Below are 16,220 nucleotides of genomic sequence, written 5' to 3' on the forward strand. Positions count from 1 at the left end.
TCGGCGTGTGACCCCAGCCACCCGCCGATCCGCATCCGCGCCTCCCGGCGCACAGGAAGAGAGCACGTGCCCCGCGCCACCGTCGACCTGAACCCCGGCCAGCGACCCGACGAGGACCCCTCGCTCGCCGTCCGCAACAACGGGGGGACGCCGCCCGCGGCCGCCCCCTCCCCGGCCGGCCGCCGCGAGGCGCTGCTGGTCCTCTCTTTCGGCGGGCCCCGCGGCCACGACGACGTCATGCCGTTCCTCGAGAACGTGACCCGCGGCCGCGGCGTGCCCCGGGAGCGGCTGCTCGACGTCGCCGAGCACTACCACCACTTCGGCGGCGTCAGCCCGATCAACGAGCAGAACGAGGCGCTGGTCGCCGCGATCCGCGCCGACCTCGCCGCCTCCGGCGTCGACCTGCCCGTGTACTGGGGCAACCGCAACTGGGACCCCTACGTCGAGGACGTCTGGCAGCAGATGACCGACGACGGCATCGAGCACGCCTACGTCCTGGCCACTTCCGCCTACGCCTCCTACTCCGGCTGCCGGCAGTACCACGAGGACGTCGCCCGGGCCCGGATCGCGACCGGCGGCGGCCCCACCGCCGAGAAGCTGCCGCACTACTTCGACAGCCCCGGCTTCGTGCGGGCCAACGCCGACGCGCTCGCCGCCGCCCTCGCGCAGCTGCCCGAGGAGCACCGGGGCACCGCCCGCCTGGTCGCGACGGCGCACTCGATCCCCGACGCGATGGCCGCCGTCGCCGGGCCCGAGGGGCACGCCTACGAGGACGAGCTGACGGCCGCCGCGCGGGCCGTCGTCGACGCCGTCGCGCCGGGGCGGGAGTTCGACCTGGTGTGGCAGAGCCGCAGCGGGCCGCCGTCGGTGCCGTGGCTGGAGCCCGACGTCAACGACCACCTGCGCGCGCTGCACGAGAACGGCGAGACGGCGGTCGTGCTGTTCCCCGTCGGGTTCGTCAGCGACCACCTCGAGGTGATCTGGGACCTCGACAACGAGGCGAAGGAGACCGCCGAGGAGCTCGGGCTGGCGTTCGTGCGGGGCGGGACCGCGGGCACCCACCCGGCGTTCGTGGCGATGGTGCGCGAGCTGCTGCAGGAGCGCCGCGCCGGCGGGGAGCCGCGGCTGGGCACCAACTGCCCGGCCGCCTGTTGCCACGTCGCGCGCCCGGCGGCCCGCCCCGCCTGAGCCGCGACCCCGCCCTCGCGTCGGGTGGGGGCTCAGCGGCGGACGGGCTCCCGCCACACCGGGGCGACGTCGCGGGCGTGGCGGCGGCCGGACACGCGGGTCAGCACGCCGGTCACCGGCGGCGGCACGGTCGCGCGCAGCGCCGCCCGGTCGGCGTCGCGGATCCCGTCGGTGAGCCAGGCGGAGAAGCAGCCGGCGTCGCCGGGGGAGCGGTGCCGCAGCTTCGCGGTGACCGCCCGCCACTCGGCGGTGCCCTCGTGCTGCCGGAGCAGCGGCTCCAGAGCCTCCTCCTCGTGGTCGAGGTGGTGCCCGACCACGGCGCGGGCGGCCTCGGCGTCGGCCGCCGCGCCGGTGCGGGCGAGCGTCGCGAGGTCGGCCGCGGTCGCGGCGAGCGCCGCCGACATCGCCTCGTGCTCGCTCTCCATCTCGGCGAGCAGGTCCTGCCCGACGCCGGTGCCCGCGAGGAAGGGCCACACGTGGGCGTCCTCGCCCTCGTGGTGGTGGGTGAGCTCCCGCCGCAGGTCGGCGAACGCCCGCTCGAGCCGGGCGCCGCGGGCGCGGTCGCCGTCCTGCCAGGGGTCGAGCGCGGCGGCCAGGCGGGCGAGGTCCCGGCGCACGGCGTCGTGGATCAGGCCGTTCCTGGTCGGCGCGGTCATGCCCCCGCACGCTAACGCCGGCGCCGTCCCCGCAGGGCGCCCGCGGGCGTTGACGCGGCGGTGCCCGTAGGTGCACCGTCGGCGCACCGGGGGCCGGACGAGGACGGTGTGCCGTGGTCACTGCCAGGGTTCCCGACGTCGACCCCGGCAACGCCGCGCAACTGGGCGCCTGGGACGGCGCGCAGGGTGCGTACTGGGCCGCGCAGGCCGACCATTTCGACCGGGCGGTGGCCCGCTACGACGAGCCGTTCCTCGCCGCGGCCGACCTGCACCCGGGCGACCGGGTCCTCGACGTCGGCTGCGGCACCGGCCGGACGACGCGGGACGCCGCCCGGGTCACCGGGTCGGCCCTCGGCGTGGACCTCTCCTCGGCGATGCTCGAGGTCGCCCGGCAGCGCGCCGCCGCTGAGGGGCTGACCGGCGTCCGGTTCGAGCAGGCCGACGCCCAGGTGGCGGCCTTCCCGCCGGCCGGCTTCGACGTGGCGGTCAGCCGGACCGGCGCGATGTTCTTCGCCGACCCGGTGGCCGCGCTGGCCAACGTCGGCCGGGCGCTGGTGCCCGGTGGGCGGCTGGTCCTGCTGGTGTGGCAGGCGCTGGAGGCCAACGAGTGGATGACCGAGATCCTGGGTGCCCTGGCCGCCGGGCGGCCGCTGCCCGCGCCGCCCCCGGGTGCGCCGGGCCCGTTCTCCCTCGCCGATCCCGGGCGGATCCACGAGGTGCTCACCGCCTCGGGTCACCGTCAGGTGGAGATCGAGGGTCTGGTCGAGCCGGAGTGGTGGGGTGCCGACGTCGACGACGCCCTGAGGTTCGTCCTGGGCTTCGCGGGCTGGCTGCTCGACGGCCTCGACGACGCCGCCCGCGGCCGGGCGCTGGCCGACCTGCGCCGGCGGCTCGCCGACCACGTCACCCCCGACGGCGTCGAGTTCGGCTCGGCCGCCTGGCTGGTGACCGCCCGCCGGCCGTGACGCACGGCCGCTCCTCGGGTGTTCCTCGCGCTCCGCGGGTCCTGCAGCACCCCAGGAGCACGAGGAACACCCCGGATGCGGTTCACGCGGGCTGGACCCGACCGGCCGGCTAGCGGGGGACGGCGTTGCAGGCGGCGACGGTGGCCTCGCGGACGGCGTCGGCCAGCGGGCGCAGCGCGTCGTCGCGGGCGGCGGCCTGGCCCCCGGTGACCGCCCCGCCCGGGGCGTCGGCGGTCGCCAGGTCGAGCACCCGAGCCAGGCGCCGGGCGCGGGCCAGCACCGACACCGCCAGCGGGTCGGTGTCCGGCGGGAGCCCCGGCGCCTGCGCACCGGCCAGACCGGACAGCAGCGCCGGCACCTCGGGGTGCCAGCGGGCGAGGTCGAGGGCGGCGAGCGTGCGGGCGGCATCGGCCACCGCGAGGTCGAGCGCGCCGGACACCGCGCGCAGCGAGCCCTCCGCCGGCGGCGGCGCGGGCGGGACACCGCCGAGGTCGACCGCCGTCCAGGTCACCGCCTCGGGGCCCGCGCTCTCGGGGACCAGCGCAATCCGGGTGCCCACCGCCGCCTGCCCGGCCTCCAGCGCGAGCGCGGCCAGCCCCGGTGCCGGCGGCAGGCCCCGGACGTCGCCGGGGACCGGCAGCACCAGCCGGAGCCGGCGCTCGCCGAGCCCGCGCAGGGCGGTCAGCGCCCGGCCCAGCGGCACGGCGCCGTCCGCGCCGGGCATGCTGGCGACGAGGTGGGCGCGGTCGTCGGCGAGCGCGTCGAGCGCGGCGTCGGTGGAGGTGCGGCCGGCGAGCCAGGCGGTGGCCCAGGCGGCGACGCGGCCGGCGAGGAGGTCGTGCACCCACCGAGGCTATGTCGGTGCAGCGGCCGGCGCCGTCGCGGGGGACCACCGGAGGACGGGAGTCTGGGACACTCCGGGGCATGGCTGCGTGGGTGCTCTGGCTGGTCGCCGCGGGGCTGTTCACCGCCGGCGAGGTGGTCAGCCTCGACCTGGTCCTGCTGATGTTCGCCGGCGGCGCCCTGGGCGGCATGGCCGTCGCGCTCGCCGGCGGCGGGGTGCCGTTCCAGCTGATCGCCTTCCTCGCCGTGTCGGCGTTCCTCATCGCCGGCGTGCGGCCGGTCGCCAAGGCGCACCTGGAGCGGGGGACGCCGAAGCAGATCGACGGCGTCCAGGCCCTGGTGGGCAGCACCGCCGTCGTCACCCGCACCGTCGGTCGCTCCAGTGGCCGCATCCAGGTGGGCGCCGACGAGTGGACCGCCCGGGCGGAGTTCGACGACACCTTCGAGGTGGGCACGACCGTGCGCATCCTCCAGGTCGACGGTGCGACCGCGGTCGTGGGCGAGGCGTTCGTCGAACACTGATGCGGGCGCGTGACCTGCGCGGCTCCGCGAGCGGGGATCATGGGGCGGAACGACCCCACACCCCGGAGGCCGACCGTGAGCCCTGCGCTGATCGCCCTGATCGTCGTCGTCGCGCTGTTCCTGCTCGTCGCGGCGAAGGCCGTGACGATCGTCCCCCAGGCCCAGGCCAAGGTGGTCGAGCGGCTCGGTCGTTACAGCCGCACGCTCTCGCCGGGCCTGTCGTTCCTGGTTCCCTTCGTCGACCGGGTGCGCGCGACCATCGACCTGCGCGAGCAGGTCATCTCCTTCCCGCCGCAGCCGGTGATCACCTCGGACAACCTGCAGGTCGGCATCGACACCGTCGTCTACTTCCAGGTGACCGAGCCGCGGCTGGCCACGTACGGCATCGCCAACTACATCCAGGGCATGGAGCAGCTCACCACCACGACGCTGCGCAACGTCGTCGGCGGGCTCAACCTGGAGGGCGCCCTGACCGGCCGCGACGGCATCAACAGCCAGCTGCGCGAGGTCCTCGACGGCACCACCGGCCCGTGGGGGCTGCGCGTGGCCCGCGTCGAGATCAAGGCCATCGACCCGCCGCCGTCCATCCGCGACTCGATGGAGAAGCAGATGCGCGCCGACCGCGACAAGCGGGCGATCATCCTGCAGGCCGAGGGTGCCCGGCAGTCGGCGATCACCACGGCGGAGGGGCAGAAGGCCTCGGCGATCCTGTCGGCCGAGGGCCGCAAGCAGGCGGCGATCCTGGAGGCCGAGGCCGAGCGGCAGAGCCGGATCCTGCGCGCCGAGGGTGAGCGGGCGGCCCTGTTCCTGCAGGCGCAGGGCCAGGCGAAGTCGATCGAGACGGTGTTCCAGGCCATCCACGACGGCAAGCCCGACCAGGGGCTGCTGGCCTACCAGTACCTGCAGACGCTGCCGCAGATCGCCCAGGGCGACGCCAACAAGATGTGGATCGTCCCCAGCGAGTTCAGCAAGGCGCTGGAGGGGCTGTCCCGGCTCGGCGGCGGCGACGGCGAGAGCCGCTCGTTCCTCGACGTCCCCACGCCGGGCAACGGCTCCGCGCCGGTCGAGCCCATCGACACCAGCAGCTGGTTCGAGTCGCGCCTGCCCCCGGCCGCCGCGCAGCCGGAGGCGCGGATCGACCTGACGAGCATCGCCGACGACGGCCCGGCCGTGCCCTCCCCGCAGCTGCCCTCGCCCCAGCTGCCCCCGACGACCGACCTGGCCCGCGCCGCGGAGAACGGCGTCGTCCGGCAGGACGGCACGCCCCCGCCCGCCTGACGTCCGGGACGTGCTGGAACGGCCCCCTCGCAGGGGCCCGCCGCGAGCGGAGCGAGTGGTGGGGGGTGAGGGGGTCCTTCGTCAGTCCTTGAGCAGGCCCTCGCGGAGCTTGGCCAGCGTCTGGGACAGCAGCCGGGAGACGTGCATCTGGGAGATGCCGATGTCGGCGGCGATCTGCGACTGGGTCATGTTCCCGAAGAACCGCAGGATGAGGATGCGGCGCTCGCGGGCCGGGATGGTGGCCAGCAGCGGCTGCAGCGACTCGCGGTACTCCACGCCCTCCAGCGCGGCGTCCTCCTCGCCGAGGGTGGCCGCGAGCGTGGGGGAGTCGTCCTCGCCGGAGAGCCGCTCGTCGAGCGAGCTGCTGCGGTAGGCGTTGGCCACCGCGAGACCCTCCAGCACCTCCTCGCGCGGGATGCCCAGGTGCTCGGCCAGCTCCGACGGCGTCGGGGCGCGGCCGTTCTTCTGCGCCAGCTCGCCGACGGCGGAGTTGAGCGACAGGTGCAGCTCCTGCAGCCGGCGGGGCACCCGCACCGACCAGCCCTGGTCGCGGAAGTGCCGCTTGATCTCACCGGTGATGGTGGGGACGGCGAAGGAGAGGAACTCCACGCCGCGGTTGGGGTCGAACCGGTCGATCGCCGCGATCAGGCCGAGCGTGCCCACCTGCAGCAGGTCGTCGAAGGGCTCGCCGCGGTTGCTGAACCGGCGCGCGAAGTGCCGGACCAGGGGCAGGTGCTCCTCGACGAGGATCTCGCGCAGCCGTTCCCGGCGCGGGTCGGCCTTCTCCAGCGTGGCGAGCTCGGCGAACAGCGGCGCCGTCCGCTCGGCCCGGCGGCGGTTGTCCGACACGGGCGGGCTGTCGGGCTCGGCTGCCTCGACGGTGTCGGGCTCGACGGTGTCGGCCTCGACGGTGTCGGGCTCGACGGCCGGGTCCGGCGTGGTCTCCGGCGCGTCACCGACGGCGGCGCCCTCGGTGGCGGTGCCCCCGGTGACGGCGTCCTCGGCGGTGACGGCGTCGGTCGGGTCGGCGGTGGCGTCGTCCAGGGGGTCCTCCTCGACGGCCCGGCTGCTGGCGGCCGCCGACGTCACGGGGCGACCGTGAGGTCGCTGCCCGTGCCGCCGCCCGCGCGGCCGACGAGCTCGCCCAGCCGTTGTCCGGGCAGGTACTTGTCCATGGAGATCACGGCGACGGCCGAGTCGCTGCCGTCGCCGCCGGGCACGGTGGCCTGGGTGGCCGGCCGGCCGTCGACGTTGTCGGCCAGGGTCTGCAGGACCGCCCAGCCGAAGCCGTCGCGGGGGACCTGCGTCCCCTCGGCCGTGGGCACCCACGCGTCGATGTGCAGCCCCGCGCGGGTCGTCTCGAACACCACGGTCAGCGGGGCGTCGCCCAGGGCGATCGCGGTGAGGGTCGCGCAGGCCTCGTCGACCGCGAGGCGCAGGTCCTCGACCGAGTCGAGGTCGTAGTCCATGCGGATGGCCAGGTCGCCGGCCATCGCCCGCACCGCGGGCAGCTGTGTCGGCGTGGTGGGCACGCGCAGCTCCAGCCGTTCCGCGCGCCGCCCGTCCTGGGCGGGCGTGCCCCTCGAATCCGCCATCGGTGGTCCGCTCCTCGTCCGTTCCGCCGGCCTCCCCGCGTCCGCCGTCGTCGGCGTCCCGGGGTGCCCGGCTCCATCCTGCCCGCCGGGTCCTCCCGGGGTCCGCCCGGGGCCGGGTGCTCACCCGGTCGTGCGCCAGCGCGCCGTCGTACCCGCCTCCCGTGCCGGTGAAACCGGACGTCGCCGGGTCGGTGTGCGCGGTTGCCGGTGTATCGGCCCTGTTGTCTGCTTGTGCCGGATGAACGCAAGCCAGGACAGCCTGCCACCGGGGCCCCGTCCCGTCGTGGACGAGGGCCCGGCCGCGCTGGTCGCGGCCCTGGAGGACGCCCCCTCGGCGCTGTGGTTCGTCACCGGCCCGGAGCAGCGCACGGTATGGGCCAACGCCCGCGCCCGGGAGCTCGGGTCCACCCCCTCCGACCTGCCGGTGGTCGGCGGCCGGCCGGTCGCCGACCTGGTCGCCGGCGTGCTGCGCACGGGACGCCCGGCGACCCTCACCGGCGCCCTGAGCGGCGGCGGGCCGCCGGTCACCGTGGCGGTGCGCCCGCTGGCCGCCGGCCCCGACCCGGGCGCCGTGCTGGTCGTCGAGGGCGGTGAGGGCGTCGACGGCATGCGGGCCGGTGCGGACGGCGGCGCGCCGGGGCACGGGCCGGCCGTCGACGTCGTCGGCCAGGCGCAGCACTCCCTGCTGCCGCCGTCGCTGCCGCTGCTGCCCGACGTCCGCCTGTCGGGGAGCTACCACCCCGCCACCTCGGCCCGGTCGGCCGGCGGCGACTGGTACGACGCGGTGTCGCTGGGGCACGGCCGCCTCGCCCTGGTGATCGGCGACGCCGTCGGTCACGGCGTGCCCGCCGCGGCGGCGATGAGCCGGCTGCGGGGCGCCATGCGCTCCAGCGCGCTGCGCGACCCCGCCCCGGCGGCCGTCCTGGCCGCGCTCGACGACTTCGCCGCCCAGATGGACGACGTCCAGGGGGCGTCGGTCTTCTACGCCGTCCTCGACGCCGCCACCGGAGCGCTGACCTACGCCGCGGCCGGTCACCCGGCGCCACTGCTGGTGCACGCCGACGGCACCACCGACTTCCTCCCGGTGACCGCGCGGCCGCCGCTGGGCACGCTCGCCGGCACCCCGACCCCGGTGGCCCGCGCCACACTGGAGCCCGGCGCCACCCTGGTCCTCTACTCCGACGGCGCCGTGGCCGCCTCGGGCCCGCCGCCGTCGGAGGCGCTCGTCCGGCTCAGCGACGTCGCGCGCACCGCCCTCGCCGACCCGGAGGCGCTCGACGTCGGGGCCGTGGCGGGCCTGGCGGCCGAGATCGCCGGCGGGGTGCTCACCGCCGCCGGCCGCCCCGACGACGTCGCCGTGCTGGTGGCGCACCGCCGGTCCCTGTCGGTGGAGCCGCTACAGCTGGACCTGGTGGCGGTGCCCTCGGCGCTGCCCGCCGTCCGCCGCCGCCTCGGCGCCTGGCTGTCCGCCCTCGGCATGGGCGAGCAGGACCGCGTCGGCGTGATGGTGGCCGTGGGGGAGGCCTGCGCCAACGCCGCCGAGCACGCCTACCGCGACACCGAGCCCGGGCCGGTGCGGGTGACGGCCGCGGTCGACGTCGACGGGGTGCTCACCGTGACCGTGCACGACGAGGGCACCTGGCGACCCCCCGACCGCGACCCCGGGGACCGCGGCCGGGGCCTGCTGATCATGCGGCAGCTCGTCGACGGGATGGTGGTGCGCGGCGAGCACGGCACCACGGTCACGCTGCGCACGCGGCTGCGGCAGACGCCCGACGAGGAGCCCGAGCACCCGGTGGGCGGCAGCGGCGCCACGGTCGTCGTCGACCGGGAGGGCGGCAGCCCCGTGGTGCGCGCGGCCGGCGACGTCGACACGGCCAGCGCCGAGCAGCTGCGGATCCGGCTGCTGGAGGCGAGTCACGGCGGCACCGTCCGCGTCGAGCTCGACCTCACCGCGGTGACGCTGTTCAGCAGCGCGGCGGTGCGGGTGGTCCTGGCCGTCGCGGCGATCGCCGAGGCGGAGGGCTGGCGGCTCGTCGTGCACGCGCCGGCCGGCGGCGTGACCCGGCACATCCTCGAGGTCAGCGGGATGCAGCGGCTGGTCGAGCTGCGCTGAGCGGGCGGTCCGTTTACGGGACCGTCGCGGTGCCCATCCACGGGGCGTGAGACTGCGGCGCAGCAACGTGCACGGCCCGGGCTGGACCCGGCGCCGCGTCGGGCGGGGCTTCTCCTACCGCGACGAGTCCGGCGCGCTGATCCGCGATCCCGACCGGCTCGACCGCATCCGGGGCATCGCCATCCCGCCGGCCTGGAAGGACGTCTGGATCTGCCCCTGGCCCAACGGGCACATCCAGGCCACCGGGCTGGACGCCGCGGGTCGGCGGCAGTACCGCTACCACGAGGCCTGGCGGGCGCGGCGCGACGCCGAGAAGCACGAGCGGGTCCTCGCGATCGCCTCCGAGCTGCCCGACGTCCGGGACCGGGTCGCCGCGGCGCTGCGCACCCGCGGGCCCAACCGGGAGCGGGTGCTGGCCTGCGCGCTGCGGCTGCTGGACCTGGGCACCTTCCGCATCGGCAGCGAGGAGTACGCCGAGGAGAACGGCACCTACGGCCTGGCCACGCTGCGCCGGGAGCACGTGAGCGTGCGGGGCGAGCGGACGTTCTTCCGGTACACCGCCAAGGGCGGCATCGAGCGGGAGGTGGAGATCACCGACCGGCCGACGGCGACCGTGGTCCGGCAGCTGCTCGAGCGCCCCGACGACGCCGGCGACGAGCTGCTGGCCTACCGGTTGGACGACGGCAGCTGGCACGACGTGACCAGCGACGAGATCAACGCCTACCTCAAGGAGGTCAGCGGGGCGGAGATCACGGCCAAGGACTTCCGGACGTGGAACGCCACGGTGATGATGGCCGCCGCGCTCGCCGAGCAGCCGCCGCCGCCGAGCCGCACCGCCCGCAACCGGACGATCCGGGACGCCTACGTGCGGGTGTCCGAGCAGCTGGGCAACACACCTGCGGTGTGCAAGGCGAGCTACGTCGACCCGCGGGTGGTCGACCGCTACGAGCACGGCGAGACGGTCGCCGACGCGCTCGCCGACGCCGCCCGGGCCGACGACGACCGCGAGGCCCAGAAGGTGCTCGAGCGAGCAGTCTGCCGCCTGCTGTCCGCGTAGCCGGCCCGCCGGAACGGACCCTCCGGAACGGACGAGGCCCCGCCGGAGCGGGGCCTCGTCGTCAGGTGTGCGGGATCAGCGGGCGGTGCTGTCCACGATGGTGAACAGGTCGATCAGGCCGGTGACCTCGAGCGGGCGGGTGACCGCCCGGGTGGTGGCGACCAGGCGCAGCTCGACGTCGCGGGCGCGGGCCGACTTCTGGGTCTCGACGAGGACGGCCAGCCCGGCCGAACCCAGGAACTGGACACCGGACAGGTCGATGACCAGTTCACGGGGCTGCTGCTCGAGCTGGGTGTCCAGCGAGGAACGCAGCACCGGGGCGGTGAAGGTGTCGACCTCGCCGACGACCGTCACCGTGACCGCGCCGTCCTCACCGGTGGAGGTCGAGAGCGTGATCACGTCGTCGAAGGGTGCCTCCGTGCCCTCGTTCGACACGTCGTGCCCTCCGGCGGGCAGGTCGGATGCGGTCACGGACTGGGCTCCTCTCAGCGGTCGCGCCCTCTGGCGCGGCCACCGGTCAATCTACCGCCGCGAGCACCGGGGGTGTCATCGCCCCGGGTGGACGGGCGGTCGTCGGGGGGTGTGCCGGAGGCGGTCGGCCGCCGGCGCACGCGGCTGCCTGCTCAACCGCATTTACAACGTAGACAACCCGGTGGCCGCACGCCAACCAACCCGGCAGGTGTTCCCCTGTCAGGGGACCTGTCGGGCTGGGCGGTGCGGGCCTGCGCCGGCGCAGGCGCCGCCTCAGGGGTCGATGAGGTGGACGGCGGCCTCCTCGGGACCCTCGCCGCCGGCGCGGCGGTCGGCGGTCGCCTCGATGTCGTCGGCCGTCCTGTTGGTCCCCGAGTCGCTGTCGAACGACGTCGAGGTGTCCTGCTCCAGCTGCATGGACGCCGCCTGCGGGTCCTCCGCCGCCCGGACGCCGGGCTGCACGTCGGGCACCTCGCGCTCGAGCCGGCCGCTGAGCGACTCGCCCTCGGACTGCTCGTACGCGGTGGTGCCGAAGTCGACCACCGCGCCGGGGTCCTCACGCGGCAGCGGGGCGAACTCCGGGTCCTCCGACGACATCATCGTGGGGGAGTCGTCCTGCGCGACCTCCGGGATGCCCTCGTCCTCGGGGAAGACGTCGCGGGCGGTCTGGGCCTCGGGGCGGAGGAGGCCGGCGACGTCGGAGGTGCCGGTCAGGCCCCGCTCGTCGTCGGGGAACTCGGCGTCGTTGAGGGCCGAGTGGCCGGCCCCGGGGTCGTTCGGCTCGGTCATGGGTGCCTCCGCTCTGGGGTGCGTGCGCCGCGGCACGCGCGTCCGTCCGTGCGGACGGGGCAACCGGTCGGGCGACCGGTGTCGTGATCGCGACCTACCCGCCGCGTCCGGGCCCATGCGTGACCCGGCGCGCAGCGCCGGACCGGCATGCCGTCCCCGGCCGCGGGGTAGCGAGAGCGGCATGGCGATCGCAGACGAGGTCCAGCGGATCGGGGCGCCGGTCCGGCGCTGGGTGCGCACCCAGGAGCGCGAATACACCCGGGGAGAGCCCCGCCCGCTCGCCGGTGACCTCGGGGCGATGGGCGTGTACCTCGGGCTGGTGTCGACCGCCGCGGCGGCCGTGCGGGCATCGGGGCGGGAGTTGCCCGACCGGATCCCCCCGGGGGACGCGGTCCTGCTGGCCATCGCCACCTTCCGGCTCGCCCGCCGGATCGCCAAGGACCCCGTCACCGCGCCGCTGCGCGCTCCGTTCACGGCCTTCCAGGGACCCTCGGGGCACGCGGAGGTCGCCGAGGAGGTCCGTGAGCACGGCGGCGTGAAGCACGCCGTCGGCGAGCTGCTGACCTGTCCGTTCTGCCTGGCCCAGTGGGTGGCCACCGGGCTCGTCTTCGGCTACGTCGCGGCGCCGCGCGCGACCCGGCTGGCGGCGTTCACCATGACGCTGGTCGCCGGCAGCGACGTCCTGCAGTTCGTCTACGACGCCATCCAGAACGGTGCCCTGGCCCCCTCGCCGCCGGAGGCCGCGGGAGCCGACGCCGGCCCGGGTGACGACGCCGGCCGGCACGCCGAACAGGACTGAGAACAGGGAGCCCGCTTCCCCCGGGCGGAGGAGACCAGCGGCGATCGTGCTGCCGGGGCCGCCGGCCCGCACCTATCCTGCGGGCCCGGCCGGTCGGCGGACCGGAGCCCGGGGAAGGGGAGTGGACATGCGCTCGATCTGGCGCGGCGCGGTCTCGTTCGGCCTGGTCAGCATCGGGGTCAAGCTCTACTCGGCCACGGAGGACAAGGACGTCCGCTTCCACCAGGTGCACGCCGCCGACGGCGGCCGGGTCAAGTACAAGCGGGTCTGCTCGATCGACGGCGAGGAGATCGAGTACGGCGACATCGCCAAGGGCTACGAGCTGCCCGACGGCCAGCTGGTGATCCTCACCGACGACGACCTCGCCGAGATGCCGCTGTCCACCCGGCGCGAGATCGAGGTGATGCAGTTCGTCGACCAGGCCGAGATCGACCCGGTGCACTTCGAGAAGACCTACTACCTCGAGCCCGACGGCCCGGCCACCCGCCCCTACGTCCTGCTGCGCGACGCCCTGGAGAACACCGGCCGCGTGGCGATCACCAAGATCGCGCTGCGGCAGCGGGAGTCGCTGGCCGCGCTGCGCGTCCGCGACGGCGTCCTGGTGCTGCACACCATGCGCTGGCCCGACGAGATCCGCCGTCCCGACTTCGGCTTCCTCGACGAGGACGTGTCGGTGCGCCCGCAGGAGCTGCAGATGGCCGAGGCGCTCATCACCTCGATGGCCGGGGAGTTCGACCCGGGTGAGTTCACCGACGACTACCGCGAGGCCGTGACCGCGCTGCTGGAGGCCAAGCAGACCGGCGGCGACGTGCAGCCGGTGCCCGAGACCGCCGACCCTGGCGCGGCGGTGGTCGACCTGATGAGCGCGCTGCGGCGCAGCGTCGAGCGGGCCCGCGGCGGAGCGGCCGAGGAGGACGAGGCCCCGGCATCGGCCCGCCGGGCGCCGGCGAAGAAGACCGCTCCGGCGCGGAAAAAGGCCCCCGCGGAGAAGGCCGAGCCCGCCGCCGCTGAGGAGGCGCCGGCCCGCACGCGCGCGCGCAAGGTCACCGCCGCCAAGAAGGAGCCGGCCAAGCGCACGTCGCGGCGCAGCGCCTGACCCGTGCGCCCGTCCCCGCTGCCCGGGCCGCCGGTCCCGGCGCCGATGCTCGCCGTCGCCGGGGAGCTGCCCCCCGCCGGGGACGACGCCGCGTGGGGCTACGAGTTCAAGTGGGACGGCGTCCGCGCGCTGGCCGCCGTGCGCGACGGCCGGGCCGAGCTGTGGGCCCGCAGCGGCACGCCGATCACCGCCCGTTATCCCGAACTGAACCCGGCGCCGGACGGGCTGGTGGGCACCGACGTCGTCGTCGACGGCGAGGTGGTGGCCCTCGACCGGGTCGGCCGGCCCGACTTCGGCCTGCTGCAGAACCGCATGCACCGCACCGGCGGCGCCGAGGTGGCCCGCCTGGCCGCCGCCGCCCCGGTGACCTACCTCGTCTTCGACGTGCTGACCGTCGCCGGGGAGAGCCTGCTCGACCTGCCCTACGACGAGCGCCGCGAGCGGCTCGACGGCCTGGGCGCACAGGGCCGGCGCTGGGTCACCACCCCGTGGTTCCGCGGCGGCGGCGCCGACGTGCACGCCGCCAGCCGCGACAACGGTCTCGAGGGCGTGGTGGCCAAGCGGCTGGACTCGGCCTACCGGCCGGGCGTGCGCGCCCCGGAGTGGCGCAAGGTCAAGCACCTGCGGATGCAGAGCGTCGTCGTCGGCGGGTGGCGGCCGGGCAAGGGGCGGCGGGCCGGGGGAGTGGGCTCGCTGCTGGTCGGCGTCCACGACGACGACGGCCGGCTGGTCTACGCCGGGCACGTGGGCACCGGGTTCACCGACGCGGCGCTGCGCGAGCTCGGGGAGCTGCTCACGGCCCGCCCCAGGACGCCGTTCGCCGGCGACGTCCCCCGCGACGTCGCCCGGGATGCGCGGTGGGCCGAGCCGGACCTCGTGGGCGAGGTGGCCTTCGCGGCGTGGACCGCGGACGGCCGGATGCGCCACCCTGCGTGGCGGGGGCTGCGCGACGACCTCGACGTCGACGACGTCGTCGTGGAGTGGTCCCCGTGAGGGGGACGCCGTGAAGCAGCGGGTGCGCGTCGAGGGCCGGCAGCTGTCGGTGTCCAACCTCGACAAGGTGCTCTTCCCCGAGGTCTCGTTCACCAAGGCCGCGGTCATCGACTACTACGTGCGGATCGCGCCGGTGCTCCTGCCGCACCTGTCGGGGCGGCCGGTCACCTTCACCCGCTGGCCCGACGGCGTCGAGGGGCAGGCGTTCTACGAGAAGAACACCGCCCGCCACGCGCCGGACTGGGTGCGGAGGGTGACCGTGCCCAGCCCGGGCAGCTCCCGGGACCGCGAGGTGCTGGAGATGGTGCTGCTGGAGACCGTCGCCGACCTCGCGTGGGCGGCCAACCTCGCCGCGCTGGAGCTGCACGTCCCGCAGTGGCAGGTGGGCAGCAAGCTGCAGCCGACGCTGCCCGACCTGCTCGTGCTCGACCTCGACCCGGGGCCGCAGGCCGGCATCGCCGAGTGCTGCGACCTGGCCGAGCGGCTGCGGGTGGCGCTGGTCGCCGACGGGCTGGACCCGGTGGTCAAGACGTCGGGCTCCAAGGGCATGCAGGTGTACGCGCCGATCCGGGTCACCGACCGCGACCACCCGTCCCGCTACGCCAAGGCGCTGGCCCAGGAGCTGTCCGCCGAGACCCCCGACCGTGTCGTGTGGCGGATGGAGAAGGTACTGCGCCCGGGCAAGGTGCTCGTCGACTGGAGCCAGAACAACCCCGCGAAGACCACCGTGGCGCCGTACTCGATGCGCGCCCGTCCCGACGCCCCGGTGTCCACCCCGGTCGGCTGGGACGAGGTGGACGCCGTCCGCGGCGGCGCCGACCCCGGCGAGCTGCGGTTCCGCACCGAGGAGGTGCTCGCGCGGGTGGAGGAGTACGGGGACCTCTTCGACGTCGCGGAGCGGACCCGGGCCCGTCTGCCCGCCGTGTGACCGGGGCGGCCGCCCTGCCACCATGGCGCACCGTGTCCGCCGCCCCGCTCGCCCACGACCCCGCCACCACCGACGTGGGGCGGCTGGTGGTGCGCTGCCCCGACCGGCCGGGCATCGTCGCGGTGCTCTCGCGGCTGCTGGCCGACGTCGGCGCGAACATCACCGAGTCCCAGCAGCACTCCTCCGACCCGACCGGCGGCACCTTCACGTTGCGGCTGGAGTTCGTGCTGCCCGGCCTGTCGCAGCGCCGCCCGCAGCTGGAGGGCGCGCTCGAGCTGCTCGCGGCCCAGTGGCAGCTGACCTGGCGGCTGGCCGAGGCCGCGCGCCGGCCGCGGCTGGCCGTCTTCGTGTCGAGGACCGACCACGTGCTGCAGGAGCTGCTCTACCGCGTGCGCGCCGGTGACCTGCGCGCCGACATCGCCGCCGTCGTCTCCAACCACCCCGACCTCGAGCCGGTCGCCGTCGCGGCGGGGGTGCCCTTCCACCACGTGCCCGTGACGCCGGCGACCAAGGCGGCGGCGGAGGCCCGGGCGCTGGAGCTCGTCGGCGACGTCGACCTGGTGGTGCTGGCCCGCTACATGCAGATCGTGTCGGCCGACTTCTGCAGCCGTTTCCCCGAGCGGCTGATCAACATCCACCACAGCTTCCTGCCGGCGTTCGTGGGCGCCAACCCGTACCAGGCGGCGCACGACCGCGGCGTCAAGCTGATCGGGGCGACGGCGCACTACGTGACCCCCGAGCTCGACGCCGGGCCGATCATCGAGCAGGAGGTGGCGCGGGTCGACCACCGCGCCACGGTCGAGGACATGCGCCGGGTCGGCCGCTACGTGGAGCGGCAGGTGCTCGCCCAGGCGGTCACCTGGCACGTCGAGGACCGCGTCATCGTGGAGGGTGACCGGACCATCGTCTTCGCCTGAGGGAGGA

The 16,220-nt window shown here is 75.8% G+C and carries 17 protein-coding genes; 11 read left to right on the forward strand and 6 right to left on the reverse strand.

The window, feature by feature from the left end:
• Nucleotides 1-66 precede the first annotated feature (66 nt).
• Nucleotides 67-1,188 carry a ferrochelatase gene (locus tag BM165_RS00085; protein WP_083426890.1) on the forward strand — a complete coding sequence of 374 codons (1,122 nt, stop codon included), beginning with the start codon at nucleotides 67-69 and terminating at the stop codon, nucleotides 1,186-1,188.
• Nucleotides 1,189-1,220: 32 nt separating this feature from the next.
• Here BM165_RS00085 and BM165_RS00090 read toward each other — a convergent pair whose 3' ends face one another.
• Nucleotides 1,221-1,844 carry a hemerythrin domain-containing protein gene (locus BM165_RS00090; protein ID WP_075011514.1) on the reverse strand — a complete coding sequence of 208 codons (624 nt, stop codon included), beginning with the start codon at nucleotides 1,842-1,844 and terminating at the stop codon, nucleotides 1,221-1,223.
• Between the two features lie 113 nt (nucleotides 1,845-1,957).
• Between BM165_RS00090 and BM165_RS00095 the strand changes: the two genes are divergently transcribed.
• Nucleotides 1,958-2,809 (forward strand): class I SAM-dependent methyltransferase, encoded by an 852-nt coding sequence (locus BM165_RS00095; RefSeq protein ID WP_075011515.1) that lies wholly within the window; start codon nucleotides 1,958-1,960, stop codon nucleotides 2,807-2,809.
• Nucleotides 2,810-2,918: 109 nt separating this feature from the next.
• On the opposite strand, the gene BM165_RS00100 is transcribed toward BM165_RS00095, so the two are convergent.
• A complete protein-coding gene (locus BM165_RS00100) occupies nucleotides 2,919-3,653 on the reverse strand; it encodes a hypothetical protein (RefSeq protein WP_075011516.1) in 735 nt (244 codons plus the stop codon).
• An 80-nt stretch (nucleotides 3,654-3,733) separates the two neighbouring features.
• On the opposite strand from BM165_RS00100, the gene BM165_RS00105 reads away from it, so the two are divergent.
• Nucleotides 3,734-4,174, forward strand: a complete 441-nt coding sequence (locus tag BM165_RS00105) for an NfeD family protein (protein WP_075011517.1) — start codon at nucleotides 3,734-3,736, stop codon at nucleotides 4,172-4,174.
• 75 nt (nucleotides 4,175-4,249) lie between these two features.
• A complete protein-coding gene (locus BM165_RS00110; protein WP_075011518.1) occupies nucleotides 4,250-5,452 on the forward strand; it encodes an SPFH domain-containing protein in 1,203 nt (400 codons plus the stop codon).
• Nucleotides 5,453-5,533: 81 nt separating this feature from the next.
• On the opposite strand, the gene BM165_RS00115 is transcribed toward BM165_RS00110, so the two are convergent.
• Complete coding sequence (locus BM165_RS00115) at nucleotides 5,534-6,541, reverse strand: RNA polymerase sigma factor SigF (protein ID WP_075011519.1); 1,008 nt, start codon at nucleotides 6,539-6,541, stop codon at nucleotides 5,534-5,536.
• Entirely contained in the window at nucleotides 6,538-7,047 is a 510-nt protein-coding gene (locus BM165_RS00120; RefSeq protein WP_075011520.1) for an ATP-binding protein, read from the reverse strand. The genes BM165_RS00115 and BM165_RS00120 overlap by 4 nt, the downstream gene beginning before the upstream one ends.
• A 283-nt stretch (nucleotides 7,048-7,330) precedes the next feature.
• On the opposite strand from BM165_RS00120, the gene BM165_RS00125 reads away from it, so the two are divergent.
• Together BM165_RS00125 and BM165_RS00130 are read left to right on the forward strand one after the other, a co-directional pair.
• Entirely contained in the window at nucleotides 7,331-9,163 is a 1,833-nt protein-coding gene (locus BM165_RS00125) for a SpoIIE family protein phosphatase (protein WP_244273936.1), read from the forward strand.
• A 46-nt stretch (nucleotides 9,164-9,209) separates the two neighbouring features.
• Nucleotides 9,210-10,220: a DNA topoisomerase IB gene (locus BM165_RS00130; RefSeq protein ID WP_075011522.1), complete on the forward strand. Its 1,011-nt coding sequence runs from the start codon at nucleotides 9,210-9,212 to the stop codon at nucleotides 10,218-10,220.
• 75 nt (nucleotides 10,221-10,295) lie between these two features.
• Here the strand turns inward: BM165_RS00130 and BM165_RS00135 are convergent, their stop codons facing one another.
• Together BM165_RS00135 and BM165_RS00140 are read right to left on the reverse strand one after the other, a co-directional pair.
• Nucleotides 10,296-10,691, reverse strand: coding sequence for an STAS domain-containing protein (locus tag BM165_RS00135; protein ID WP_083426892.1), 396 nt, complete (start codon nucleotides 10,689-10,691; stop codon nucleotides 10,296-10,298).
• A gap of 273 nt (nucleotides 10,692-10,964) precedes the next feature.
• Nucleotides 10,965-11,480, reverse strand: a complete 516-nt coding sequence (locus tag BM165_RS00140; protein WP_075011523.1) for a hypothetical protein — start codon at nucleotides 11,478-11,480, stop codon at nucleotides 10,965-10,967.
• A 181-nt stretch (nucleotides 11,481-11,661) separates the two neighbouring features.
• Between BM165_RS00140 and BM165_RS00145 the strand changes: the two genes are divergently transcribed.
• The 5 genes from BM165_RS00145 to purU all read left to right on the forward strand — a co-directional run bounded on the left by BM165_RS00145 (nucleotide 11,662) and on the right by purU (nucleotide 16,213).
• Nucleotides 11,662-12,279, forward strand: a complete 618-nt coding sequence (locus BM165_RS00145) for a DUF1360 domain-containing protein (protein ID WP_083426893.1) — start codon at nucleotides 11,662-11,664, stop codon at nucleotides 12,277-12,279.
• A gap of 127 nt (nucleotides 12,280-12,406) precedes the next feature.
• Complete coding sequence (locus BM165_RS00150; protein ID WP_075012035.1) at nucleotides 12,407-13,375, forward strand: non-homologous end joining protein Ku; 969 nt, start codon at nucleotides 12,407-12,409, stop codon at nucleotides 13,373-13,375.
• A gap of 3 nt (nucleotides 13,376-13,378) precedes the next feature.
• Entirely contained in the window at nucleotides 13,379-14,368 is a 990-nt protein-coding gene (ligD, locus tag BM165_RS00155) for a non-homologous end-joining DNA ligase (protein WP_083426894.1), read from the forward strand.
• Between the two features lie 10 nt (nucleotides 14,369-14,378).
• Nucleotides 14,379-15,296: a non-homologous end-joining DNA ligase gene (gene ligD / locus BM165_RS00160; protein ID WP_244273937.1), complete on the forward strand. Its 918-nt coding sequence runs from the start codon at nucleotides 14,379-14,381 to the stop codon at nucleotides 15,294-15,296.
• A 32-nt stretch (nucleotides 15,297-15,328) separates the two neighbouring features.
• Nucleotides 15,329-16,213, forward strand: a complete 885-nt coding sequence (gene purU, locus BM165_RS00165) for a formyltetrahydrofolate deformylase (RefSeq protein ID WP_075012038.1) — start codon at nucleotides 15,329-15,331, stop codon at nucleotides 16,211-16,213.
• The last annotated feature ends 7 nt before the right edge of the window (nucleotides 16,214-16,220 follow it).

Origin of the sequence: Geodermatophilus obscurus (assembly GCF_900115395.1) — a bacterium.
GTDB classification, from domain to species: Bacteria; Actinomycetota; Actinomycetes; order Mycobacteriales; family Geodermatophilaceae; genus Geodermatophilus; species Geodermatophilus obscurus_B.

What these genes read in the sequence shown, in the direction of transcription:
- BM165_RS00090 (WP_075011514.1), bottom strand. Translation starts at nt 1,844, where the DNA reads ATGACCGCGCCGACCAGGAACGGCCTGATCCACGACGCCGTGCGCCGG.
- BM165_RS00105 (WP_075011517.1), top strand. Translation starts at nt 3,734, where the DNA reads ATGGCTGCGTGGGTGCTCTGGCTGGTCGCCGCGGGGCTGTTCACCGCC.
- BM165_RS00120 (WP_075011520.1), bottom strand. Translation starts at nt 7,047, where the DNA reads ATGGCGGATTCGAGGGGCACGCCCGCCCAGGACGGGCGGCGCGCGGAA.
- BM165_RS00140 (WP_075011523.1), bottom strand. Translation starts at nt 11,480, where the DNA reads ATGACCGAGCCGAACGACCCCGGGGCCGGCCACTCGGCCCTCAACGAC.
- BM165_RS00145 (WP_083426893.1), top strand. Translation starts at nt 11,662, where the DNA reads ATGGCGATCGCAGACGAGGTCCAGCGGATCGGGGCGCCGGTCCGGCGC.
- BM165_RS00150 (WP_075012035.1), top strand. Translation starts at nt 12,407, where the DNA reads ATGCGCTCGATCTGGCGCGGCGCGGTCTCGTTCGGCCTGGTCAGCATC.